At 70.3% G+C, this 22,179-nt stretch carries 23 protein-coding genes; 8 read left to right on the top strand and 15 right to left on the bottom strand.

Annotated features, from left to right (window positions below; translation table 11 throughout):
* Positions 1 to 53 precede the first annotated feature (53 nt).
* Both D456_RS0121520 and D456_RS0121525 read right to left on the bottom strand, forming a co-directional pair.
* The gene (locus D456_RS0121520) at positions 54 to 998 is read right to left on the bottom strand and encodes a M56 family metallopeptidase (protein WP_017578242.1); all 945 of its coding nucleotides are present in this window, start codon (positions 996 to 998) and stop codon (positions 54 to 56) included.
* A 5-nt stretch (positions 999 to 1,003) separates the two neighbouring features.
* Complete coding sequence (locus D456_RS0121525) at positions 1,004 to 1,366, bottom strand: BlaI/MecI/CopY family transcriptional regulator (RefSeq protein WP_083904662.1); 363 nt, start codon at positions 1,364 to 1,366, stop codon at positions 1,004 to 1,006.
* 135 nt (positions 1,367 to 1,501) lie between these two features.
* On the opposite strand from D456_RS0121525, the gene D456_RS0121530 reads away from it, so the two are divergent.
* Complete coding sequence (locus tag D456_RS0121530) at positions 1,502 to 2,035, top strand: O-acetyl-ADP-ribose deacetylase (protein ID WP_017578244.1); 534 nt, start codon at positions 1,502 to 1,504, stop codon at positions 2,033 to 2,035.
* A 151-nt stretch (positions 2,036 to 2,186) separates the two neighbouring features.
* Here the strand turns inward: D456_RS0121530 and D456_RS0121535 are convergent, their stop codons facing one another.
* Positions 2,187 to 3,491, bottom strand: a complete 1,305-nt coding sequence (locus D456_RS0121535) for a cryptochrome/photolyase family protein (protein WP_026116102.1) — start codon at positions 3,489 to 3,491, stop codon at positions 2,187 to 2,189.
* Between the two features lie 122 nt (positions 3,492 to 3,613).
* On the opposite strand from D456_RS0121535, the gene D456_RS0121540 reads away from it, so the two are divergent.
* The 4 genes from D456_RS0121540 (at position 3,614) to D456_RS0121555 (ending at position 7,878) form a co-directional block, all read left to right on the top strand.
* A complete protein-coding gene (locus tag D456_RS0121540; RefSeq protein ID WP_017578246.1) occupies positions 3,614 to 4,570 on the top strand; it encodes a DUF1722 domain-containing protein in 957 nt (318 codons plus the stop codon).
* 565 nt (positions 4,571 to 5,135) lie between these two features.
* Positions 5,136 to 6,437 (top strand): D-inositol-3-phosphate glycosyltransferase, encoded by a 1,302-nt coding sequence (gene mshA, locus D456_RS0121545; RefSeq protein WP_026116104.1) that lies wholly within the window; start codon positions 5,136 to 5,138, stop codon positions 6,435 to 6,437.
* Positions 6,438 to 6,478: 41 nt separating this feature from the next.
* Positions 6,479 to 6,985 (top strand): YbjN domain-containing protein, encoded by a 507-nt coding sequence (locus tag D456_RS0121550; RefSeq protein WP_017578248.1) that lies wholly within the window; start codon positions 6,479 to 6,481, stop codon positions 6,983 to 6,985.
* Between the two features lie 146 nt (positions 6,986 to 7,131).
* On the top strand, positions 7,132 to 7,878 hold the full coding sequence (locus D456_RS0121555; protein ID WP_017578249.1) for a phosphoglyceromutase: 747 nt from the start codon (positions 7,132 to 7,134) through the stop codon (positions 7,876 to 7,878).
* A gap of 90 nt (positions 7,879 to 7,968) precedes the next feature.
* Here D456_RS0121555 and D456_RS0121560 read toward each other — a convergent pair whose 3' ends face one another.
* Positions 7,969 to 8,331 carry a DsrE family protein gene (locus tag D456_RS0121560; protein WP_017578250.1) on the bottom strand — a complete coding sequence of 121 codons (363 nt, stop codon included), beginning with the start codon at positions 8,329 to 8,331 and terminating at the stop codon, positions 7,969 to 7,971.
* A gap of 5 nt (positions 8,332 to 8,336) precedes the next feature.
* Positions 8,337 to 9,110: a GIDE domain-containing protein gene (locus D456_RS0121565; protein WP_017578251.1), complete on the bottom strand. Its 774-nt coding sequence runs from the start codon at positions 9,108 to 9,110 to the stop codon at positions 8,337 to 8,339.
* 204 nt (positions 9,111 to 9,314) lie between these two features.
* Between D456_RS0121565 and D456_RS0121570 the strand changes: the two genes are divergently transcribed.
* Together D456_RS0121570 and ygfZ are read left to right on the top strand one after the other, a co-directional pair.
* Positions 9,315 to 9,899, top strand: coding sequence for a nitrobindin family protein (locus D456_RS0121570; RefSeq protein WP_017578252.1), 585 nt, complete (start codon positions 9,315 to 9,317; stop codon positions 9,897 to 9,899).
* 364 nt (positions 9,900 to 10,263) lie between these two features.
* Complete coding sequence (ygfZ, locus tag D456_RS0121575; protein WP_017578253.1) at positions 10,264 to 11,286, top strand: CAF17-like 4Fe-4S cluster assembly/insertion protein YgfZ; 1,023 nt, start codon at positions 10,264 to 10,266, stop codon at positions 11,284 to 11,286.
* 209 nt (positions 11,287 to 11,495) lie between these two features.
* Here ygfZ and D456_RS0121580 read toward each other — a convergent pair whose 3' ends face one another.
* The 10 genes from D456_RS0121580 to D456_RS0121620 form a co-directional block, all read right to left on the bottom strand.
* Positions 11,496 to 12,416 carry an NADP-dependent oxidoreductase gene (locus D456_RS0121580; protein ID WP_026116106.1) on the bottom strand — a complete coding sequence of 307 codons (921 nt, stop codon included), beginning with the start codon at positions 12,414 to 12,416 and terminating at the stop codon, positions 11,496 to 11,498.
* A gap of 116 nt (positions 12,417 to 12,532) precedes the next feature.
* A complete protein-coding gene (locus tag D456_RS0121585) occupies positions 12,533 to 13,246 on the bottom strand; it encodes a type 1 glutamine amidotransferase (RefSeq protein ID WP_017578255.1) in 714 nt (237 codons plus the stop codon).
* Between the two features lie 14 nt (positions 13,247 to 13,260).
* A complete protein-coding gene (locus D456_RS0121590; RefSeq protein WP_017578256.1) occupies positions 13,261 to 14,517 on the bottom strand; it encodes a MurT ligase domain-containing protein in 1,257 nt (418 codons plus the stop codon).
* 86 nt (positions 14,518 to 14,603) lie between these two features.
* The gene (locus D456_RS0121595; RefSeq protein ID WP_017578257.1) at positions 14,604 to 16,706 is read right to left on the bottom strand and encodes a hypothetical protein; all 2,103 of its coding nucleotides are present in this window, start codon (positions 16,704 to 16,706) and stop codon (positions 14,604 to 14,606) included.
* A 302-nt stretch (positions 16,707 to 17,008) separates the two neighbouring features.
* Complete coding sequence (locus D456_RS0121600) at positions 17,009 to 17,314, bottom strand: DUF1416 domain-containing protein (protein WP_017578258.1); 306 nt, start codon at positions 17,312 to 17,314, stop codon at positions 17,009 to 17,011.
* The gene (locus D456_RS0121605; RefSeq protein WP_017578259.1) at positions 17,311 to 18,156 is read right to left on the bottom strand and encodes a sulfurtransferase; all 846 of its coding nucleotides are present in this window, start codon (positions 18,154 to 18,156) and stop codon (positions 17,311 to 17,313) included. Before D456_RS0121605 ends, D456_RS0121600 begins: the two co-directional genes overlap by 4 nt.
* A 340-nt stretch (positions 18,157 to 18,496) precedes the next feature.
* The gene (locus D456_RS28095) at positions 18,497 to 18,583 is read right to left on the bottom strand and encodes a putative leader peptide (protein WP_355267795.1); all 87 of its coding nucleotides are present in this window, start codon (positions 18,581 to 18,583) and stop codon (positions 18,497 to 18,499) included.
* Positions 18,584 to 18,676: 93 nt separating this feature from the next.
* On the bottom strand, positions 18,677 to 19,012 hold the full coding sequence (locus D456_RS0121610; protein ID WP_017578260.1) for a TlpA family protein disulfide reductase: 336 nt from the start codon (positions 19,010 to 19,012) through the stop codon (positions 18,677 to 18,679).
* Positions 19,013 to 19,017: 5 nt separating this feature from the next.
* Entirely contained in the window at positions 19,018 to 19,719 is a 702-nt protein-coding gene (locus tag D456_RS0121615) for an LmeA family phospholipid-binding protein (protein ID WP_017578261.1), read from the bottom strand.
* Between the two features lie 230 nt (positions 19,720 to 19,949).
* Positions 19,950 to 21,098, bottom strand: a complete 1,149-nt coding sequence (locus D456_RS0121620; protein WP_051049523.1) for a putative quinol monooxygenase — start codon at positions 21,096 to 21,098, stop codon at positions 19,950 to 19,952.
* 246 nt (positions 21,099 to 21,344) lie between these two features.
* On the opposite strand from D456_RS0121620, the gene D456_RS0121625 reads away from it, so the two are divergent.
* Complete coding sequence (locus D456_RS0121625) at positions 21,345 to 22,124, top strand: HAD family hydrolase (RefSeq protein WP_017578263.1); 780 nt, start codon at positions 21,345 to 21,347, stop codon at positions 22,122 to 22,124.
* Positions 22,125 to 22,179: the final 55 nt, after the last annotated feature.

A 22,179-nucleotide genomic window follows, 5' to 3' on the forward strand; every position in this document is an offset into this window, starting at 1 on the left:
GCGGTGTGGGGGCTCCGCAGCGGAGCCGGGGCGCAGGCGCTCGTGGGTGTCGCTCAGACCGGGATGTGCCAGAGGCAGACGACGGAGGAGAGCAGGAAGGCGGAGGCGCCCATCACGAACGCACCGGCGTGGTAGGAGAGCTCGTCGTCGGGGCGCAGCAGTCGGTTGACCCGCTGCAGGACCCCGGGCTGGGTCTGTTCGGCCACGGCCATCGCCCCGTCCGGGACCCGGGCCGGGCCGGCCGCGCCGAAACGCATCAGCGCGGTGGCCAGTTCGCGCGGGGAACTGGTGCGGCGGGCCTGGTCGTCGGCGCACATCTCGATGAGCAGTGCGACGCTCTCGTAGTAGGTGCGTACCAACCGCACCTTGGGGAAGGCCCGCTTGAGGGAGGAGAAGGGCAGCAGTACCAGGTCGTGGCGCTGGCGCAGGTGGGCCTGCTCGTGGGCGAGTACGGCCGCCAGCTCCTTGTCGTCGAGGACCTCCAGCGCACCGGCGCTGATGACGACCTGTGAACGCAGGATCCCCGGCAGGCAGTACGCGGCGGCCACGGGGTGGTCGACGACCCGGGCACCCGGTACGTCGGGGTGGTCCTCGGCCACGAGCTCCAGGAGGTCGTGGTGGCGTCGGCGGACCCGGACGACCTGCACGAACGAGGAGACCAGACCGTAGAAGAGGACCAGGGTGAGCACGGTGGCCAGCACCACGGCCACGATGTGGCTGACGCCTTCGAGCCCGTGGGAGAGTTCCGCGAGGAAGAGATCCCCGGTGAAGATGTCGCCGAGCAGCGCCATGCTGCCGGCAGCGGCGCCCTGCTGGTACGAGGACAGACCGAAGGAGAGCAGCGCTCCGATGGTGGACACGCCCCAGGCCAGGCCGAGCGCCTGCCAGGCGATGACGGCCGTGTAGGGGCCTCGGGAGGGCCATGCGGCCCTGTGCAGGGCTTCCATGGCCCAAAGACAGCCGACCGAGACCAGGGAGAGGAGGGCTGCACTGACCATACGGGCTATTTCCTTGGCTGCTCGGCTTCAGCGAGTGCGCGCCGGAGCGCTTCAGCCTCCTGGCCGTCCATGGACTGGACGAAGGCTGCAAGGGCGGCGTCGCGGTCACCCGTCTGGCCGAGCGCGTCGAACATCAGCTCCGTCACGTAGTTCTCTCGGCTCGCTGCCGAACTGTACCGCCACGCGCGTCCCTCACGTGCACGATCGACGACCTTCTTCTTGGCGAGCCGGTCGAGCACGGTCATGACGGTCGTGTGTGCGAGATCGCGGTCGGCCAGAGCTTTGCCCACCTCACGCACCGTCATTGGTTCGTTCCGTGCCCACAGTACATCCATCACCGCACGTTCGAGTTCGCCGAGCCGATTCATACGAGTGAGTCTACCGGGGCTTCTACTACAGGCTGTCGTACCCCCACGTTAAATCTCGATGTCCCGTGAGCAAGTGGTTCTTGACCCGGACGGCAGGACCGTGGAGATCTGCTGCCCGGCGGGTAGGGGGCGAGCATGGCTGACAAGACCCCCACGCGGATCACTCTCCTGCGTGGCGACATCACGGAGCAACACGTCGACGCGGTCGTCAACGCCGCCAACAGCTCTCTCCTGGGAGGCGGCGGGGTCGACGGTGCGATCCACCGGCGGGGCGGACCCGAGATCCTGGAGGAGTGCCGAAAGCTACGCGGCTCGCACTACGCCAACGGGCTCCCGGCCGGGCAGGCGGTGGCCACGACCGCCGGTGACCTGCCTGCGCGCTGGGTGATCCACACCGTCGGCCCGGTCCACAGCACCACCCAGGACCGCAGTGGGCTTCTGGCCTCGTGTTTCACCGAGTCGTTGAAGGTGGCACAGGAGCTGGGCGCGGCCTCGGTGGCCTTCCCCGCCATCTCCACGGGGGTCTACCGCTGGCCGCTGGACGACGCGGCCCGGATCGCCGCGCGTTCGGTGCACACGGCCCCGCGCACCGTGCCCGACATCCGATTCGTGCTGTTCGACGCCCAGGCGTTGGCGGCGTTCGAGGCCGCGTTCGAGCACGAGGCCTGAGATCCGCGCCCGCACCCGTCTCACCGGTCGGCCGGAAGGCATGACCGTCGGCCACCTGCAGCATCTGCCGGCGGTCCAACGGGCCCGGCACCGAGCGGGGAGGACCACGGCGTCGGTGACGCCCTCGGGGCCTCCGAGCCGAGCCGGGGACTCATCCGCCCTCGGGGGCGGCGATCGGCGCCGGGTACCCCGCCGGAGGCGGGTCCTCCTTCCAGGGTGTGTGTGCCCGACGCCCGGGCAGATCGGCGAGCTCGGGGACGTGGCGCCGCACGTAGACACCGTCGGGGTCGAAGCGGCGGGCCTGGCGCAGGGGATTGAACCCGCGGTTGGGCCGGGTGCCGTTGCCGGTGCCGGCGACCCACTGCCAGTTGCCGTGGTCGTCGGCGACGTCACCGTCGTACAGGTGGGCGTCGAAGTGGGCGACGCCGTGGTGCCAGTCCACGCGCAGGGTGCGGGTGAGGAAGGCCGCAGTGATCATACGGGCCCGGTTGTGCATGAACCCCTCGTCGAGGAGCTGGCGCATGCCGGCGTCGACGATCGGGACCCCGGTACGCCCCTGCTTCCAGGCTTCCAGCGCATCGGGGTCCTCGTGCCAGGTGCGGCCCCGGTCGCGGTAGTCGCGCACGGTGATGGCAGGGAAGGCCGCGGTGACCTGGTGGTGGAAATCACGCCAGGCCAGTTGCCGCACGTAGGCGTCGCCGCCGCGCTCGTGGACCGCGCGTTCCAGCTCCAAGGGGGACAGGCAACCGAAGCGCAGGTCGGCCGACAGGTGGGAGGTGGCCCGGCCTGGCAGGTCGTCGTGGCGGTCGGGGTATTCGGCGAGGCCGCCGTCGATCCAGTCGTCCCTGCGCACGCGGGCACGTGCCTCCCCTCCACGCAGAGGGACGTTGGCAGGTACACCCCGGCCCTCCTCGGCCAGATGAGCGGGGATGTCACCGGTTTCGAGGCCGGAGGGCACCGGAACCCGGTCGGGGGCGGGCAGCACCGGCCGCCGACCGGTGCCCTCCCAAGCGCGCCAGTAAGGGGTGAAAACCTTGTAGTGGTCGCCCCCGCTCGGGGTGACCTCACCCGGAGGGACGACCGTGATACCGGGGTGAGTGCGGGCACGCAGACCCTTCTCGGCGATCCGCTCCATACGGCGCCGGGCGAAACGGCTGACTCCGGCGGAGAGGTGGACGTCGGTGGCCCCGGTCTCCTGGGCGAGAGCGTGGACCTGGTCCGCTGACTCGCCCTGCCTGACGATCAGGTCTCCGCCGCGGCCCCGCAGGGCCGAACGCAGGTCCTCCAAGGCCTCGGCGAGGTAGGCGTTGCGGTTGCGGGACGCCCGCCCGGTCAGTACGGGGTCGAGGACGAACAGGGGCACGACCTGGCGTCCCTCCTCGAGCACACATGTGAGTGCGGGATGGTCGCGGACACGGAGGTCCTGGGTGAAAAGGACGACGGCAGGCGCTACCACCAGGGCTTCCTCACTCTCGGTCACAGGTTTTGGTGCGAGATCGGTGTGGTGACCACAGTGCCAGAGAGCGGGCACGCGGGTAGGGCGGAAACATGAAGACATCCGCCTCTTCCACACAGGACATGATGGAGGTCCGCCCTTTGGTGGGGGTCTCCAGTTGCCTCTTGGGGGCGCCCGTGCGCCACAACGGCGGCCACTCCCGCCACCGGTTCCTCACCGACGAGTTGGACCGCTTCGTGGACTGGCTCCCGGTGTGCCCGGAGGCGGAGATCGGCCTGGGCACGCCCCGTCCCACTCTGCGGTTGCGGCGCCTCGGCGGGGGAGATCGGACGGTCTCCAACGCCGACGGCACCGACCACACCAAGGACCTGTCCGCCACCGCCGACCACCACCTCGAACGGTTGCGTGAGGCCGACGGCTACGTGCTCAAGAACAAGTCACCCAGTTGCGGCCTCTTCGCGCTACCCGTGGCCGACGACGAGGGAAACAGGGTGCACGGCGGTGGGCGCGGGGCCTTCGCCGACCGGCTCACCCGGCTCCTGCCGTCCTTGCCGGTGGAGGAACAGGGGCGCCTCATGGACGCGTCGCTGCGGGAATGGTTCGTGGAGCGGGTCTTCGCGCACGCGCGCCTGCGGGCCCTGTTCTCCGAAGACTGGCGCACGCGCGACCTGGTGGAGTTCCACACCCGGCACAAACTGCAGCTCATGGTGCACTCGCCGGAGGGCTACCGGGAAACGGGGAGGCTGGTGGCGCGCGCGGGATCGGTCCAGCGGGAATCGACGGAGGAAACCTACACCGAGGCCTTCCGACGGACACTCGCGGTGCGTTCGAGCCGGGGGAGACACGCCAACGCCCTGCAGCACGCGTTCGGGATGCTGAGCCCGCTGCTGGACGACGCGCGCCGCCACGATCTGCTCGCCTCGATCGAGGACTACCGGCAGGAACGAGCGCCGTTGAGCCTGCCGATGGCCCTGTTGCGCCACAACTGCGCGCCGGAGGAGGCGCGGTGGGTCCGGGACCAGACCTATCTGCGGCCGTACCCGGACGGACTCGGACTCCGGCACACAGTGGCCGTCTGACGCCGACGCGGGCATACGCGGGGCCGGCGCCGCCACAGCAAGCAATCGCCCCGTCCGTGGTCGGGCTCCTGTCCCGGCTTCTCACCGTCCTCCGAGGTGTCAGTGTGTTCACGTCCCTGTCCTGGTGTCCTCCTGCACCGTCGCTGTGATCGCTGTGGCCCTGGCGACCGTACAGAGACCCACCACTCCACCGGCGGCTCCTCGGGCCGGGGAGTTCCGCCACCGGCGGCACGGTCGATGCGGCCGAGGATGAACACGGACGCCACAGGAACACACATCCCGCAGCGGTGCGGAATCCGCGGCGAGGCCGAACGCTTCGCCGGTCTGCTCGACGAGCACGGCATGACGGTCGCCACCGATCATCCTGCCGGGAGGACACGGCTTCGGCACCTGGAAGAGCGCCGTACCCACCGTCGTCGACTTCCTCGTCTCCGGGTGGGCCACAACACCCTGACCGCCCGATGGTCGAGTCCGGCCCCTCGGGTCGCCCCGCCGGGAACACTGTGTACCTTCGTCGCTGTTGACCACAGCGGTTGATGGCACGGAACACGGAAGGGGCTCACCGGTGGCTGGAAAAGTTCTCCTGGGAGATCGGGCGGCGGTACCGTCCCGGGTCGCCACGGTAAGCCTGCACACGTCCCCGCTCGACCAGCCGGGAACCGGGGACGCGGGCGGCCTCAACGTGTACGTGGTCGAGGTGGCCCGCCGCATGGCCGAACGGAACGTGGCAGTGGACGTGTTCACCCGCGCCACCGACCCCGACCTTCCTCCGGTCGTCGAGCTCGTGCCCGGCGTGAACGTGCACCACGTGCCCGCCGGTCCCTACGGACACCTGGACAAGAACACTCTCGCCGACCACTTGTGCCCCTTCATCTTCGGGATGCTGCGTGCCGAGGCCGAGGGTGCGCCCGGCCACTACGACCTCGTGCACGGCCACTACTGGCTGTCCGGGCGCGCCGGAGTGGCCGCTGCCCGCCGCTGGGGTGTGCCGATGGTGCAGACGATGCACACCATGGCACGGGTGAAGAACGCCGCGCTGGCCGACGGGGACAGCCCCGAACCGGAACTGCGGGTCAAGGGCGAGGACCAGCTCGTGCGCCAGGCCGACCGGCTCATCGCCAACACCGACGACGAGGCGCGCCAGCTCGTCCACCACTACGGGGCGAGCGAGAGCCGCATCAGTACGATCCCGCCCGGCGTGGACCTGGAGACCTTCACCCCGGGGGATCGGCGTTCCGCGCTCCGCAGCCTCGGTTTCCCCGACGGCACCGAGCTCCTGCTGTTCGTGGGCCGGGTCCAGCGGCTCAAGGCCCCCGACGTGCTCATCCGAGCGGCCGCGGAACTGATCGAGCGTGATCCCTCGCTGCGGGACCGGCTCGTGGTCGGTGTGGTCGGCGGGCTCTCCGGCGGGGGTATGCACGAACCCGGCCTGCTCACCGAACTGGCGCGTTCTCTGGGCGTCGCCGACGTGGTGCGGCTCGAGCCCCCGCAGTCGCGGGCCCGTCTCGCCGACCACTACCGGGCTGCCACCGCCACGGTGGTGCCTTCCTACTCCGAGTCCTTCGGGCTGGTGGCCGTGGAATCACAGGCCTGCGGCACCCCGGTGGTGGCCGCGCGTGTGGGAGGACTGTCCACGGCGGTGGCCGACGGGGTCTCCGGCGTACTGCTGGAAGGCCACGACCCGGCCGAGTACGCGGCCGAGTTGCACCGGCTCGTCGCCGAACCGGCCTGGCGTGCGAAGCTGGCCGACGCGGCACCCCGCCATGCCGCGACCCTGGGCTGGTCGCGCACGGTCGACGAACTGCTCGACGTGTACGGACAGGCCCTGGCCCCCCGCGCACCGCTCCCCATGGCCGCGTGCCGCTGAGTCGGCACGTGCGGCCGGCACCGACGAGGAAGGACCCACAGGTGGCCAGTAACCCCGCGCGAGAAGCCGCGACCGAGGCGATCACCGAGGCCGTGGCCGAGGCAGGACTCGACATGGAGGTTCCCCGCGAGGGCTCCTTCCTGGTCACGATCCCGGGCACCGCCAAGCTCAAGACCCTGGTGTGGCTGGAGGTGGGCCCGCACAGCCTCACCCTGACCTCGTTCTTCTGCCGGCAGCCCGACGAGAACCACGGCGACTTCTACCGGTGGCTCATGCAGCGCAGCGCGGACATGTTCGGTATGGCCTTCACCGCGGACGAGGTCGGGGACGTGTACCTGCGCGGACGGTTGCCGCTGTCGGGGGTCACGCCGGAGGAGGTCGACCGCCTGCTCGGGTGCGTGCTGACCTACACCGACGAGAACTTCAACGCCGCTCTGGAGCGCGGGTTCGCCTCGGCGATCCGCAAGGAGTGGGCCTGGCGCACGGAACGCGGCCACGACACCCGCAACCTGCGCGCGTTCGCGCACTTGGCCGAGCAGCCCGAGTGAACCGGGCCTCCGCCCGCACCTGCTCCTGGAGCGGGGTGAGCGGCGCGTCCCCGGTGCCGGGGTCCGTGGGCCCGGTGTCCGGGAAACGCCTTTCGCGGCGCAGCGGGATGGGAGTCCTCCCCCCGCCAGGGCCTAAGCTGGGCGGCATGGGAACTCTGGTACTGCTGCGACACGGTGAAAGTGTCTGGAACGCGAAGGGCCTGTTCACCGGTTGGGTGGACGTGGACCTGTCCGCCACGGGCGAGGAGGAGGCCCGCCGCGGCGGTGACCTACTCAAGGACGCCGGTGTGCGTCCGGACGTCGTGCACACCTCGCTACTCGTGCGCGCCATCCGCACCGCCAACCTCGCGCTGGAGAAAGCCGACCTGAGCTGGCTGCCGGTCGAGCGTTCCTGGCGTCTCAACGAGCGGCACTACGGTGCCCTCCAGGGCAAGGACAAGGCACAGACCCGTGAGGAGTACGGCGAGGACCAGTTCATGATCTGGCGCCGCTCCTACGACACCCCGCCGCCGGTCATCGCCGACGACGACACCTACTCCCAGGTGGGCGACCGTCGCTACTCCCAGCTCCCCCCGGAGCTCATGCCGCGCACCGAGTGCCTCAAGGACGTTCTCGAACGCGCCCTCCCGTACTGGTACGACAGCATCGTCCCGGAGCTGGCCGCCGGTTCCACCGTGCTCGTGGTCGCGCACGGCAACTCGCTGCGCGCGCTGGTCAAGCACCTGGACGGTGTGAGCGACGAGGAGATCGCCGGTCTGAACATCCCCACCGGCATCCCGCTGCGCTACGACCTGGACGACAACTTCCACCCGACCAACCCGGGCGGCACCTACCTGGACCCGGAGGCCGCGAAGGCCGCCATCCAGGCCGTCGCGAACCAGGGCAAGAAATAGTCCGGTCCTGCCCGGTCACGGGCCCGTGTCCACGGGACGCGGGCCCGACGTGTGTTGGGACCAGTGCTCGTCAGCCCTGTTCCCGGGCGGTCAGTAGACGAGGGCCTGGGCGCCCTCGGCGAGAGTCTCCGCCACGAAGGTGGGGGCGCCGGCGATACGCACGCCCTCCAACAGGTCTTCCCGGGTGAGCTCCCGGCGGGCGGCGCACTGCGTACAGACCGTCACCGTCCCCGCTTCCAGCACCGAGCCCAGGAGTTCGGGCAGGGGCGCGGCGTGCGGCAGGGAGAAGCCCTCCGCCCGGCCGGGGACGGCGAACCACGAGGACTCCCCGGTCAGCCACAGCGAGACCTCGGCCCCGCTCGCCAGGGCCGCCGCCGCGACCGTGAACGCCTGGTTGCACCGCTCCGGCGCCTCGGCACCGGCAGTGACCTTGATCACCAAGGAACGAGCCATGGGCCTCAGCCTACCGAGATCCCCAGCAGCAGCAGCACCGACCCCGCCACAGCACACACGGTGAAGGCGGCGGTGAGCGAGAGGGCCTCGGTGCGGCGGGGCGGTGTACGGTCCTCCTGGAGGTCCACGTCCGGTTCGACCAGGAGTTTTCCTCCCTCCGGCGCGGTGATGACCACCTGCCCGTCGCGCACGGCCGGGACCCCCGTCACACGCACGATCCGCCCCGGGCGGATCACCCACTCGCGGTACTCGAACTCGATGGTCTCGCCGCGGAAGACACCGGAGATGCGCCCTTTCACCCGGGCCAGCAGGTCGTCGGCGACCGTGGCCACCCCGGGCTTGGGCCGTTCCACGAGGCGCTGCAGGCACAACTCGGCGCCGCGCTGTTCGCACCCGGCCGGGTCGACGAAGACCCGCTCGCCCTTGGGGTCGTCGCCTTCGGCGACCAGCCCGAACAGGTCCTCGGACATGTGGTCGGCGATGGAGTCGCAGGCACGCTCGCGGACCGCGGAGTCGCCTGTGTCACGGTTGAGCGGCCAGTAGTGGCGCAGCACCTCGTGGCCGTGCCAGACACAGTCGTTACCCGCCAGGCTCGAGCTGAGGGTCCCCTCCGGTCCCGGCGCTGCGACGCCGGTCAACGTGAGGCGTTCGCCCTCGTGGGAAGCGAGCGTGGCGGGCCGCAGCCGGGTGATCCCGCGTCGGCGCAGCCAGCGCCGCAGACCGATGACGGTCAGCGGCAGGAGGACCACAGCGGCCACGAGCAGCGCCGAACCGATCACCAGTAACACTGTCTGCCCCTTTGAACGCGTCGAATCCCTCAAGCCGGCGGTGGATCGAACACCCCGTGACCTCACCGCGTACGGTGACAATCTTTACCAGTTCTCCGGGAAAGCGGGGCCAATTGGGCGTGCCCGGCCGGTGACCGCAGGGTGGTGCCCGTTGGCGGTCCCGGCACCCCCTGGGCGCGGCTACGCTCGGGGGCTATGGACGCTGCGGTACACCCTGATCTGGCGAAACTGTCCTTCCTGATCGGTCGTTGGGAAGGCGTCGGCGTCGCCGGCTACGCCGAAGAGGAAGAATTCCAGTTCGGCCAGCGGGTCGAGTTCACCCCGCGCGAGGGCCTGCCCTACCTGGACTACCGGTCACGGGCCTGGCGGATGAACCCCGACGGCACGCTCGGCGAGCTGGTCACTGAGGAGTCCGGCTACTGGCGTGCGCTCTCGGAGGGCGACACCGCGCAGTACGCCAAGGACGACGAGAAGAACATCATCCACCTCGAGGTGCTCATCTCGCACAACGAAGGCTTCATCGAGTCCTACCTGGGAAACGTCTTCGCCAACCGGGTGGAGATGGCCACGAACGCGGTCATGCACACCATCACGGGACTCGAGGTCACCGCTTCTCACCGGCTCTACGGCCTGTTCGGTGAGGAGCGGGAGACCCTGGGCTACGCCTGGGACCTGGCCGCCCGCGGCCACGACCTGCGCTCGTACATGTCGGCGCAGTTGAAGAAGGCCGGGGGCGAGAGCACCGGGGACAGCGCTCCGGCCGGTGTCGAGCAGAGCTGATACGCCCGGACCGGGGGGGGAAGGGTCCGGGGTGGCCCCCGGCGCCGGTGAAACGTCCCCGGACACGGGCAGACCCCGGGCCTTCTCCCTCCGCGGAGGGGCCGGTCGGACGAGGCCGGCAGCCCGGGGTCCGGGTGTCCGTCTGGTATTCGCGTCGGGCTGACGCCGCGCGAACGTCGGTGTCGCCCTAGCGGACGGACACCTCGCAAGTCCTAAGATCACTCATTCTTCGGACCACCTCCCTTCTTGCTGTCTGTGACACTACGTCCGTGCCCGGGGACAGGGCAAGAGATTTTTCTCCGGACGAAACAGCAGTTCAGAGCCGCGTTTCCCGCCTGTGGGACGGCCGGATAATCTCGGGGGCATGACTTCGCCGCTGCTGACCACACCTGGTGCCGTGAATGCCGAGACCACCGACGACGGGGTGGCCGCCCACTACGGGGACCCCACACGTGAAGGACGGGCCATCGAGCGTTCCGGCGCCTGGGTGGACCGTTCCAACCGCGGAGTGGTCAAGGTCTCCGGCCCCGACCGCCTGAACTGGCTCAACGATCTCACCAGCCAGTACACACAGGGGTTGCCCGCCGGCGCCGGGACCGAGGCGCTGGTCATGGACACCCGGGGCCGTCTCAAGCACCATCTGTCCCTCGTCGACGACGGCGAGGCCACCTGGATCCACACCGAACCGGGCGGCGGCGCCCCTCTGGCACAGTTCCTGGACTCCATGCGGTTCATGCTGCGGGTCGAGATCGAGGACCTGTCGGACAGCCGCGCGGTGCTGACCGTGCTCGGCCCGGACCGCGACCGTCTCGTGGACACCCTCGACACCGCGGACGTGCCGGTACGCGCCTCCGAGTACGAGAGCGACCTGTTCGTGCCCACCGCTCGGGTCAGGGAGACCGCTGACACGCTCACCGAGGCGGGTGCCAAGCCGGCGGGCATGTGGGCCTACGAGGCCCAACGGATCGCCGAGCACCGAGTGCGTCCCGGTGTGGACACCGACGAGCGCACCATCCCGCACGAGGTCGACTGGGTCGGTCGCGCCGTGCACCTGGAGAAGGGCTGCTACCCCGGTCAGGAGACCGTCGCCCGTGTGCACAACCTCGGACGTCCTCCGCGCCGCCTGGTCATGCTGCACCTGGACGGCACCGCCGAGCGGCTGCCGGATGTCGGTGCCGACATCGAGCTGGAGGGCCGCAAGATCGGGCGTGTGGGTTCCTCGGCCCGCCACCACGAGCTCGGTCCCATCGCTCTGGGTGTGCTCAAGCGCAACGCCCCGACCGACGCCGAGCTGACCGTCGACGAGATCGCCGCCTCCCAGGAGGTCGTGGTCGACCCCGACACCGGCGCCAACGCCCAGATCAACCTGCGTCGCCGTCCCAACTGAGCCACGGCCCCACCGGGGCGCACGGCCGTGTGTACCGACAGGCGCGTCGGCGGCGCGGCCCTGCGCTCCCGTTCCCCTGTGAGCGGCGCTGAGCCGCACGGGTCCGGGCCCGCAGCCCGAATGGGACGCGGGCCCGCGGCGGGCCTTTCCGAGGCCGGACACGGGCCGTGTGCGATGCCGCTCGCCCCGACCGGTCCGGTCCTGCCGGATCAGACCGTCAGGACGATCTTGCCCCGAGTACGGCCCTCCTGGTTGAGGCGCCAGGCGTCCGCCGCCCCCGCGAGTGGGAAGCTGCGCTCGACGTGCACCGAGAGCTTGCCCTCGTCGGCCAGACGTGCCAGTTCGGCCAGGTCACCGTGGTCCGGGCGCACCCACAGGTGGTGGCCTCCGTGATCGGCCACGGACGGGTCGGCGACCGAGACGATGCGGCGCGTCTTCTTCACGAGGGGCAGCGAGGCTTCGACGGCGCCCTCACCCACGAAGTCGAAGACCGCGTCCACACCCTCGGGTGCCAGGGCGCGTACCCGGTCCGCCAGGCCCTCGCCGTAGGTGACGGGTTCCGCGCCCAGGGAACGCAGGTAGTCGTGGTTGCGTTCACTGGCGGTACCGATGACCCGGGCCCCGCGAGCACGGGCGATCTGCACGGCGAAGGAGCCCACACCGCCGGCGGCCGCGTGGACGAGCGCCGTCTCCCCCGAGACCGGGGCGACACGATCGATGGACTGCAGCGCGGTCAGCCCGGCCAGGGGCACCCCTGCGGCCTCGTTCCAGTCCAGGGCACGGGGTTTGTGCGCGATCATCCGCACGTTCGCCGACACCAGTTCGGCGTAGGTACCGTTCTGCGCCCAGTCCTTGCGGATGTATCCGTAGACCTCGTCCCCGACCTGGTACTCGGGGGCGTCGAAACCGGTCGCCTCGACGACACCGGCCACGTCCCAACCCGGGATCAGCGGGAAGCGGGCCTCCACGACGGCGTCGAGGCCGCCCGAGGCGAGCTTCCAGTCGACGGGGTTGATCCCCGCGGCGCGGACCCGGATCAGGACCTCGTCGGGGCCGACCTTGGGGTCGGGGAGCTCGGTCTCGGTGAGCTCGTCGGCGGTTCCGTAGTTGTTCAGTGCGATTGCCCTCATGTTCAGCAACAGCGACGTGTCCCGCCAGGACATTCCGCCCCCGCGGCGGCCGACTCCCGACACAGGTGTGCCCGCCGCACCCGGGCGCGGCGGGCACACGGAACGCGTGCGAGGGATCAGTGCAGGGCGGCGGCCAGGCGCTCGTCGTGCAAGCGCTCACCCCACGCCGGGGGCAGCGGGCTCAGCTGCCCCACACGCCAGCGCAGCAGCAGGTCGGCCAGCTCCGGGTTGCGGGGCAGTGCCGGACCGTGCAGGTAGGTGCCCAGGATCTGGCCCTGGTAGGCACCCTCGATCCGGTCGTCGTTGCCGATACCGCGGACGACCGTGGACAGCGGGCGGGCGGACGGGCCGAGCACGGTGCGGCCCCGGTGGTTCTCGAAACCGGTGATGCGGCCGACGCCGAGCGCCGGGTCCACGTCGGCGACGATCTCCCCGACCGCGCGGGTCTCGCCGCGGTTGCTGCGGATGTCGAGGATCCCCACCCCCGGGAGCGGGTTGGACTCGTCGTCGCCGTAGCTCTCACCGATGATCTGGTAACCGGCGCAGACGGCGAACACACACGCCCCGTTGTGCGCGGCGCGTGCCAGGCCGCCGTCGGCACGCAGGCGCTCGGCCGCCAGGATCTGCGGGCGGTCCTCACCGCCGCCGAGCAGATAGACGTCACCGTGCTCGGGTACCGGGTCGCTGGAATGGACGTGCACGACCTCGGTGGGGATGCCGCGTAGTTCGGCGCGGCGCTTGAGGATCAGGGCGTTGCCCTGGTCGCCGTAGGTGCTCAGCAGGTCGGGGTAGATCCACACGATCCGAAGAGCGCTGCTGGTGTCGGTCATGGTCGTGAACTCCCCTACTGGACTCGGCCGTACGCCGTGCGGATCTGTTGGAAAGCCGTGTAGTTGGCGATGACGTCGACCTTGGTGATGTCGGGACGCTCGGACTTGAGACGGCCCAGGACCTCGTCGACCCGATCGGCGACCTCGAAGGGCACACCGTCGGTCTCCAGGCGCAGCGCGAGGTCGGTGCGCCGCTCACCCATCACGAAGACGCGCCGGTCGCGCAGGACCCGGTAGTCGACGTCCCACAGCCACGAGGTGTCCTTGCCGTCGGGTACCTGGGCGTTGACCCCCAGGATCACGGGTACACGCGGCGGGTCGAGGACGGCGAAGGACTCGAGCCATCCGGCCGGGTTCTTGGCCAGCAGCAGGCGGACCTCGACCCCCATGGTGACCACGGAGGTGTAACGCCCGGCCACGGATCTGATCTCGCGGAGGCGCTCGATGGTGCGCTCGGGGTGCATCCCGTACCCGGCGGCGGTGGCCGCGGCGATGGCGGCGTTGGCGCGGTTGGCGTCACCGGGCAGGTTGAGCTGCAACTTGATGCGCTGCCCGTCCGGGGCCACGAGGGTGTCGTCGTCGTTGTCGACGGCCCAGGCGGCCTGCGGGCGCGCCAGACCGCACTCGGGGCACTCCCAGTGCGGGTCGCTCTCACGGTTGAGGTGGGCGCCGCACTCGGGGCAGCACCAGGAGTCCTCCTTCCAGCGCTGGCCGGCCGAGACCCAGGTGGCGTTGGGTGCCCCGAGACCCGCCCACGCCACGAGCGGGTCGTCGGCGTTGGCGATGACGTGGGTGTTGGTCTTGCCGAGGGCGGTGCGCCACTTCTTGGCGAGGAGGTTGATCTCCGAAGCACGGTCCATCTGGTCGCGGCTGAGGTTCATGAGCACGACGAAGGCCGGCTGGGTGGCCTCGATGACCTGTGGGAGGTACTTCTCGTCGACCTCCAGGACCCCGTTGACCGCGGACTTCTCTGTCGAGAGCGCGGTGATGTGCCCGGTGGGCATGTTCGCGCCCTGCTCGTTGGTGGCCACGGCACCGAACTCGCGCAGGGCCTGGGAAATGAGCCGGGTCGTGGTGGTCTTGCCGTTGGTGGCGCTGACCAGGGCCAGGCGGCGGCCACGGGAGAGCCTGCTGAGCAGGTCCGGCTGGACCTTGAGCGCGACACGCCCACCGATGACGGAGCCGTCACCGCGCCCGGTGGCACGGGACAGGCCGGCTGCGCTCCTACCCAGTACCGATGCCAGTTGGGCACGCAAGGGAAGTTCGCTCATCTCAACTCCACGATCGCTCGATCACCCGGTGTCGCCGGGCCCGGGGCTTGGGTGATGGTCGGGCCAAGCTTAATGTCCACCGCCGGTCAGGCTCGCCAGTCCAGACGCTCGGGCGGCGGCCCGAGGTTGGGCGGGACCCGCTCCGGGAACCGGCCGGTGTCGGCTCCCACCGGGGCCGGGTACCACTCCCGCTCGCGGCCGTGCCGTCCACCCGTGTCGTCGGGCCCGGTGACCGGTGCCGTGCGGGCACCCCGACCCCCCGTACGCGGCCCGGGGGGAGCGGTCGCGCCGGGTGTTCCGTGCCCGGCATCCGTCCCCTGACCGGACTTCCAGGAGTCGTCCACCGTGGCCAGAGTGGCCGTGGACAGGGTGAGGATACCCGGGTTGGTGTCGGCCAGGACCGGGCCGGAGGGGTCGAGGACCAACGCCAGGGTCTCGGGGAGCGCGCGCAGAGCCGCAGCGTCGGTCCCACCGGTCCGCACAGGGGATCGGTCCCCGGACCCGCCGTCGGGCGGGGCGTCGACGCCTCGGACCCGTGCGGTCGCCCTGCCCCACTCCGTGGCCGAACTCACACGGCGCAGGAGATCGAGCGGGGCCACGGCCGCAGCGGCGTTGCGCACCACCGCACCGGACTCGGTGTGCGGCGAAGGGAACAGCCGTTCTTCATCGGTCTCGGTCTCGGTCTCCGGTTCGGCCTGCCGCCCGACGGTCTCAGTGAGCCGGTGCACGGCGAGTCGGCCCGGGTCCCCGCCGGGGTGCTCGGCCACGGCCCGTGCGAGGAGGTCGGCGTCATCCTCCGTCCGCATCACCACCGGCAGGCAACGGGGGTCCTCGAAGCGGGCCAGGACCGGTTCCGAGGGGGATCGGAACAGCAGCACGACCTCCACACCACTGCCTTCGGCCACCGACAGGACCTGCTCGTACTCCCCCGCGGGCAGCCGCTCGGCCCCGCACACCACCACAGTGCGCCGCCGCGCCGGTGCGGGCGCGGCCGTACCGGCGGGCCGGTCCCCCAGGAGTTCGCTGAGGGCCGCAACTGCGTAGGTGCCGTAGGAACGGGCCGCTTCCTCCCCCGAGGCCCGGTCCACCGAGATGATCTTGACCTGGGCGTAGGCGGTGTCGTCGGCCCGGGTCCCGACAGCTTCGAAAGGGGCCAGGCGGCGTTCGAGCTCCCAGGCACGCGCCCACACGTCCTGGTCGTCGCCGCACCGTGCCCGCACGTGGTCGCGCTCGTCACGGGAGAGCAGGGAGAGCGCGGGGTCGTCCTCGGCGTCGTCGTCCGCGCGGGTGAGCAGGGCCCGCAGGCCACCGATGATCTCCCGCACCCCGGCGTGCGGCCCCAGGACCTCGAGGAGCCGGAGCAGGAGTGTCTCGTCGGCGTCGACCCCTTCTTCCCTGCTCCCGGCCGCGGCCACCGCCGACAGGATGCGGGCGCGTTGGCCGGCGTCGAGGTCGGTGCCGAGGGTGACCGACGGTAGGTCCGCTGGAAGCACCCAGTGCCGGGGGGCGACCGCGCACCTGCGGGCCAGGCGCCCGAGCTCCCGCGAGACCCCGTGTCCGGTGAGGTCGACGACGGTGAGGTCGCCACCCTCCCGCAGTCGGGACAGTCCGATCGTGGTGAGCAGGGCCGACCAGCCCGCGTCGGTGCCGCCTGCCACGATCACCGAGTCCACGCCCTCGGGCACAGTGACCCCGTACCAGTGCGGCTGGGCCTCGTAGGCGCGGGAGGCGCTCTGCCAGGCGGTGTAGGCCTCGGCGTGTGCGCGCTGGCGTTCGTGCAGCAGACGTTCGCGTTCGTCGCGTTCCACCGCCAGGCGTTCACGTGCCTGCCGTACCCGTTCGGAGGCCACGTGGCGTCCCTGCAGGAGCGCGACGGCCACGGGGACGGCGAGGGTCGCGCAGGCGAACACCCCGGCGAGGGCCAGGATGCCCGGCAGGATGCGCAAGCCCCACAGCAGTGGGCACAGCAGCATGAGGAGACCGAGCCCGGCCAGTGCGATGTGGAGGGGGCGATCGGTGTGGGCCTCGTTGTTGCCCTCGGTACCGGCACGCCCGCCCTCGGGGGGACCGGCGTCCTCCGGCGCCGGTCGGCGCGGGGCCTCACCGGGGTGCGGGATGAGAACGGCGGGCCGCCACCCCACATAGGTCCGTGAGGCTCGTGCGCGGGGGGCACGTGAGGGGGTGGACATCGTCCCGGCACCTCCTGACCGACCTTGAGTTCCTCAAGTCAAGCAGGCACCGCCACGCTCTTCCAGCCCCGAGCCCCCACCTGTGGACAAGCGCCGCGCACCCGGCTGCGAGCAGGACAGGAGCCCGCCCACCGACACGCCCGGGGTTCGTCCCGAGCCCTTCGCGCGCAGGAGCAGCACGGACGGCGCAGTGTCCGGGAGGCGCTCTCTCGGTACAGGACGGCGCCGGCGGGGACGTCCTCCGTCCTCCGCCGGCGCCGTTCACATGTGGGCACCGGCGCGGGCCGCGGCCCGCGCCGGTGTCAGGCGTCCACCTGGATGTCGACGACCTTGCCGACCTCGGCGGTCACCGGGTACTCCCCGGTGAACCCCTGGGAGGCCAGCACACGCACCTTCCAGTCACCGTCGGCGGCGAAGAAGCGGAACGTGCCCTCCTCGCCGGTGGCCACCTCGCCGACGAAGTCGTCGGAGGGGTTGAGCAGCCGGGCGTGAGCGCCGCGCAGCGGCTGCCCACCACGGGTCACCGTGCCCTGGATGACGGCCTGGTCGCCTGCGTTCACGTCGGCGAGGGCGACGCCGCCCTCGGGGGCTCCGCAGCTGTCACTCACTTGGCCTCGGCCTCCCCCACCTCGACCGGGACCCCGACCAGCGAGCCGTACTCGCTCCAGGAGCCGTCGTAGTTCTTGACGTTGGGAACGCCGATGAGCTCACGCAGCGCGAACCAGCTGTGCGAGGAGCGCTCGCCGATACGGCAGTAGGCGATGATGTCCTTGTCCAGGTCCACCCCGGCGCTGGTGTAGAGCTCGCGCAGCTCCTCGGCGCTCTTGAAGGTCCCGTCCTCGTTGGCCGTCTTGGCCCACGGGATGTTGCGCGCAGTCGGGACGTGCCCGCCGATCTGTGCTGCTTCCTGGGGCAGGTGTGCCGGGGCGAGCAGCTTGCCGGTGAACTCGTCGGGCGAACGGACGTCGACCAGGGCCTTGGTGCCGATGGCGTCGACGACCTCGTCGCGGAAGGCGCGGATCGAGGTGTCCTGTTCCTCGGCCTCGTACTCGGTGGCGGCCCGCTCGGGCACCTCCGTGACGAGCTCGCGGGAGTCCAGCTCCCACTTCTTGCGGCCACCGTCCATCAGGCGGACGTTCTCGTGGCCGTAGAGCTTGAAGTACCAGTACGCGTAGGCGGCGAACCAGTTGTTGTTGCCGCCGTACAGGATGACCTGGTCGTCGTTGCCGATGCCCTTGGCGGAAAGAAGCTTCTCGAAGCCGGCCTTGTCCACGAAGTCGTGGCGAACCGGGTCCTGGAGGTCCGTCTTCCAGTCGATCTTGACGGCACCTCGGATGTGGCCCTTGTCGTAGGCGGACGTGTCCTCGTCGACCTCGACGAGGACCACGTGGTCGTCGTCCAGGTGAGCCTCCACCCAGTCGGCGTCCACGAGGACGTCGGAGCGGCTCATGGGGAACCTCCTGTGTTCGTGCGGTGTCACGGTGCGTCGTCTCGGTGCCCCGGGCCGCTGTTCCGTCCGGGGCTGGGATCTGCGGGGTCCGGGCGGTCACCGTGCTCACCGGCCTCACATGCCTGGACGCAGGGCTTCCTCTCGCCGGGTACCGGAAACCGCCCCTGGAACCGGTGCGGTCCGGGGTGTGCGGGTGTTCCGGTGGGATGCGGGGAGGATGCCGGCAGGAGGGTTCGCGGCCTGCCGATTACGGCATGCATGAGGTGCTGTCCCTGCTGCGTCGCGGACACGGAGACCGGTCGACACGGCTCAGCGTGGGCCTGATAGGGGCCCGACCGCCCTAGGGACACGGACAGAGCGCTGCGGCGACGCGGCAGAAGTCCACTGCCCGTCGCTTCGTCAGATACGCGCTCGTCAAGGAAGTCACGTCTTCGACGGTACCGGCACCCGCCGGAGTTTGTCACTGGTGTCGTGAATCACAGGCCCGGCGCAGCAGCTCAAGGGCGGCACGGTGCCCGGTTCAGCGAACGGCCTCACCGAGCGCGGCGATGACGTCCGGCTTGCGCGGCTGCCCGCCGGCCCGGCGCACCACACGTCCGGCGGCGTCCAGCACGAACACGGTGGGTGTCCCGGTGATACCGAGGTCGCGCACCAGTTCCAGATGGGATTCGGCGTCGATCTCCACGTGTACGACACCCTCGACCATGCCTGCCACGTCCTCGAGGATCCGGCGTGTGGCGCGGCAGGGCTGGCAGAAGGCCGAGGAGATCTGCACGAGGGTCGCACGTTCCCCGAGCTGTGCCCCGATCTGCTGGGCCGTGAGCACATCGCCCACGTCCCCCTGCTTCCGTTCCATCCCGATCAGGCCGCCTCGTCGCCCATGATCGGGACGTCCTGCGCGGTGCCGTCGACCCGGACACCGCTGCCGGTGGGTTCTACCTCGGTGATCTGCAGGCCGTAGGGGAGCTCGGGGATCTGGATACTGAACGCGAGCATCCCGGCGACGCTGTCCACGACTCGGGAGGGGGCACCGTCCACCTCGACGTCGACCGGGATCACGTGGAGGGTGCCGTCGTCGATCTCGAACTCGGCCCCGGAGGAGATCCGAGTACTCAGATCCAGCTCGGTGATGGCGAGCTCACCGGACATGCGGGCCTCCTCTCCTTCATTGTTGATGGTCACGCCCTCGGGGAGCTGGGAATCGAGGTAGCCGTACGGGAGCACGACCGAGCCGTCGATCCCGCCGGCCACGACCTCGGGCTGCCCGCCGACGAGGTCCGGCAGCGGGGCCCCGACGTCGGTGAGGTCGACGTTCACCTGTTCCACGTCGACGCCCTCGACGGTGGCGCTACCGGCGCTGAGACCGATCTCGGAGTAGTCGCCCTTGATCGCCTGGGGCAGGAAGGCCCAGCCCTCGATGGCCACGTCCGGCTCCTCTGACATGTTCATCTGTTCGGCGGTCCGTGCGGCGATCGTGTTCTGCGCGAAGCTGCGGGCCAGAACGTCACCCACAACCACCACGACAGCCAGGAAGATCAGGAAGACCACAAGGAACTTACGCATCGGAAACCCCAGAACACTCTCTCTTGCTCCGGCGCGCGTTTCGGCTGGGTGGTCCGGCCGTCTTGGTCACACGCCATCGGCACCGGTCGGGAAACCCCGGTTGGGAACCGTACTTCACTCGATCTTGGACGCCATCGGGGTCGGGACGGTTCGACACGACGGAACGAAGTGACACTCTCGAAACGTCCGAGGCCGCTACGGGCCCGCTCCGACCGTCCTGAGCGGACCGGTCAGCGCGGCATGAGCATAGTCGCGAGGCCGTCACTGGCCGAGGCCTCGGACAGGGAGAGCTCGATCACGTTGGTGGCCACGACGACGCCGGCGCTGCGGCGCTGGAACTCCAGCACGTGCGGTTGCTGCTCGTGTTCCTCACGGGCGAGCTCGTCGCGGTAGATCGCGTACACGATGCGCTGCTGCGGTGCACTGGCCACGGTGTGTGCTGCGAAGAGCAGGGTGTCGGGTTCGTTGCGCGAGACCTCGGAGACCACCGCGCCCGCGAGCTGGTCGAAGGCGGGCACCTGGCCGTCGGCGATCGTGTAGATCGTGATCACGCTACGGGCGTTGGAGCCCTGGGAACGGCGCGGCGGAGCGTCGTAGAGATCGTCGTAGGTGTCGGCGTTACGGCGCTTGCGGCGCACGGGCTCCTCCGGAAGGTCTTCGAAGTCGTCCTCGTCCGCGTGGTCGTACTCGTCGTCGTAGTAGTAGTCGTCGTCATCGTCGTGGTCGTTCCGGCGCGGGTCGACCGCGAGAGCGGCTGCGCCCCAGAGGGCGGAGACCGCGCCCAGCATGAGCAGCGGCCCGAGGGCGCCCAGGCCGAAACGGCTGACGACGACCGAGAGGAGCACGCTCAGGGTGACCAGGGCGACGACGGTGAGACCCGTGTTCCGGGTGATCGGGGCGCGCCGGGCGGCCATGGTGAGAGCGGCCGCCAGGAGCACCGCGGCGAACCCGTGGACGAGGCCGGCGAGGACACGCGGGATGAGGTCGTAATGGTCGGCGAAGGCGGGGAAGGTCGAGCCGAACTGCCCGCTCAACCGGTCCACGCCGAACACGACCAGTGGAACGACGGTGAAGGCGCTCAGCAGCAGGCGCGAGGCGAACCGCGCCGTGGAGGCCCGGGCGGTGAACTCGAAAGCCCCCCAGGCCATGTAGAGCGGCCCGATCAGGCCGAGCCCTGTTTGCAGCAGCCGGAAGGTGAGCTCGCCGAAATCGAACATCGCGCCGATCACGGCCGCGCTCAGCCCAACCGTCATACCCAGTGCGGCGATCAGCCAAGCGACCGAGGCCACACCGGGACGGCGCTGTGCGTACGCGGCGAGGGCAGCAGTGCCGCTCCAGCCCACCAACGCGCTTATGAATGCCAGTCCTACCGTCACCATCATGAACAATGATGCTTCACGTCGGTGGGTGGATGTGCACCACGTGCGCTGATTCGACACCCTCGTCAGGGGTGATCCCGCAGAACGGAGGCTACTCATGGCTTGAGAGGTGTGATCTTCCTCACCCGCTTTTTCCTCGCGACCCTCTGGCGACACACCGACGACCTGGGGGCTTAGGCTCACCACACACGGGGTTCCGGCCCCGACGACGGAGGATCGCCTCCCCACCCGAGCCAGGAGTAGAACGTGTCACATCCCGCCCGGCCGGGAGCCGCCTTCTTCGACGTCGACAACACCCTGTTGAGGGGTGCGTCGATCTACCACTTCGCCCGCGGCCTGGCCGCCCGCGATCTGTTCACCACACGTGATCTGGTCCGTTTCGCATGGGGCCAGACGGTCTTCCGCATCACCGGGAACGAGCAGCCCGAACACATCAACGCGGCACGGGAGTCGGCGCTGGCCTTCGTCGCCGGCCACGACGTGGGCGACCTTGTCAGCCTGTGCGAGGAGATCTACGACCACACCATGGCGAACCGGATCTGGGCAGGTACCCACGCGCTCGTGCGCCGGCACCTGGACGCCGGGCAACCGGTGTGGTTGGTGACCGCCACCCCGGTGGAGCTGGCCCGTATCATCCAGCGGCGCCTCGGACTCACGGGAGCGCTGGGCACCGAAGCCGAGTACTCCGGAGGTGTCTACACGGGTCGGCTCAACGGCGACCTGCTGCACGGGCCCGCCAAGGCCGTCGCGGTGCGTGCCCTGGCCGAGGAACAGGGACTGGACCTGAAGCAGTGCTCGGCCTACAGCGATTCCTACAACGACCTGCCGCTGCTGTCGCTCGTGGGGGACCCGCACGCGGTCAACCCCGACGGTGACCTCCATCGGCACGCACGCACACAGGACTGGCCGATACACGACTTCCGCCGTCACCGCCGCGCGGCCAAAGTCGCGCTGCCCGTGGCCGCAGTCGGCGCCGCGGCGGGGCTGGTTGCGTTGCGGGCGGTCCGCAACCGCGCCACGCGCTAGTGCCGTGGCCGGGAACGTTCACCCGGGTGAGTGATCGATGCCAGGGTTGACCGCA

Origin of the sequence: Nocardiopsis kunsanensis DSM 44524 (genome assembly GCF_000340965.1) — a bacterium.
Taxonomy (GTDB): domain Bacteria; phylum Actinomycetota; class Actinomycetes; order Streptosporangiales; family Streptosporangiaceae; genus Nocardiopsis; species Nocardiopsis kunsanensis.

Bases quoted from the DNA above. Each gene is read 5' to 3' on its own strand.
- D456_RS0121615 (WP_017578261.1), bottom strand. From the start codon at position 19,719: ATGCGTAAGTTCCTTGTGGTCTTCCTGATCTTCCTGGCTGTCGTGGTG.
- D456_RS0121555 (WP_017578249.1), top strand. From the start codon at position 7,132: ATGGGAACTCTGGTACTGCTGCGACACGGTGAAAGTGTCTGGAACGCG.
- D456_RS0121595 (WP_017578257.1), bottom strand. From the start codon at position 16,706: ATGTCCACCCCCTCACGTGCCCCCCGCGCACGAGCCTCACGGACCTAT.
- D456_RS0121520 (WP_017578242.1), bottom strand. From the start codon at position 998: ATGGTCAGTGCAGCCCTCCTCTCCCTGGTCTCGGTCGGCTGTCTTTGG.
- D456_RS0121560 (WP_017578250.1), bottom strand. From the start codon at position 8,331: ATGGCTCGTTCCTTGGTGATCAAGGTCACTGCCGGTGCCGAGGCGCCG.
- D456_RS0121620 (WP_051049523.1), bottom strand. From the start codon at position 21,098: ATGGTGACGGTAGGACTGGCATTCATAAGCGCGTTGGTGGGCTGGAGC.
- D456_RS0121580 (WP_026116106.1), bottom strand. From the start codon at position 12,416: ATGAGGGCAATCGCACTGAACAACTACGGAACCGCCGACGAGCTCACC.
- D456_RS0121570 (WP_017578252.1), top strand. From the start codon at position 9,315: ATGGACGCTGCGGTACACCCTGATCTGGCGAAACTGTCCTTCCTGATC.
- D456_RS0121530 (WP_017578244.1), top strand. From the start codon at position 1,502: ATGGCTGACAAGACCCCCACGCGGATCACTCTCCTGCGTGGCGACATC.
- D456_RS0121605 (WP_017578259.1), bottom strand. From the start codon at position 18,156: ATGAGCCGCTCCGACGTCCTCGTGGACGCCGACTGGGTGGAGGCTCAC.
- D456_RS0121585 (WP_017578255.1), bottom strand. From the start codon at position 13,246: ATGACCGACACCAGCAGCGCTCTTCGGATCGTGTGGATCTACCCCGAC.
- D456_RS0121610 (WP_017578260.1), bottom strand. From the start codon at position 19,012: ATGGAACGGAAGCAGGGGGACGTGGGCGATGTGCTCACGGCCCAGCAG.
- D456_RS0121525 (WP_083904662.1), bottom strand. From the start codon at position 1,366: ATGAATCGGCTCGGCGAACTCGAACGTGCGGTGATGGATGTACTGTGG.
- D456_RS0121590 (WP_017578256.1), bottom strand. From the start codon at position 14,517: ATGAGCGAACTTCCCTTGCGTGCCCAACTGGCATCGGTACTGGGTAGG.
- D456_RS0121540 (WP_017578246.1), top strand. From the start codon at position 3,614: ATGATGGAGGTCCGCCCTTTGGTGGGGGTCTCCAGTTGCCTCTTGGGG.
- ygfZ (WP_017578253.1), top strand. From the start codon at position 10,264: ATGACTTCGCCGCTGCTGACCACACCTGGTGCCGTGAATGCCGAGACC.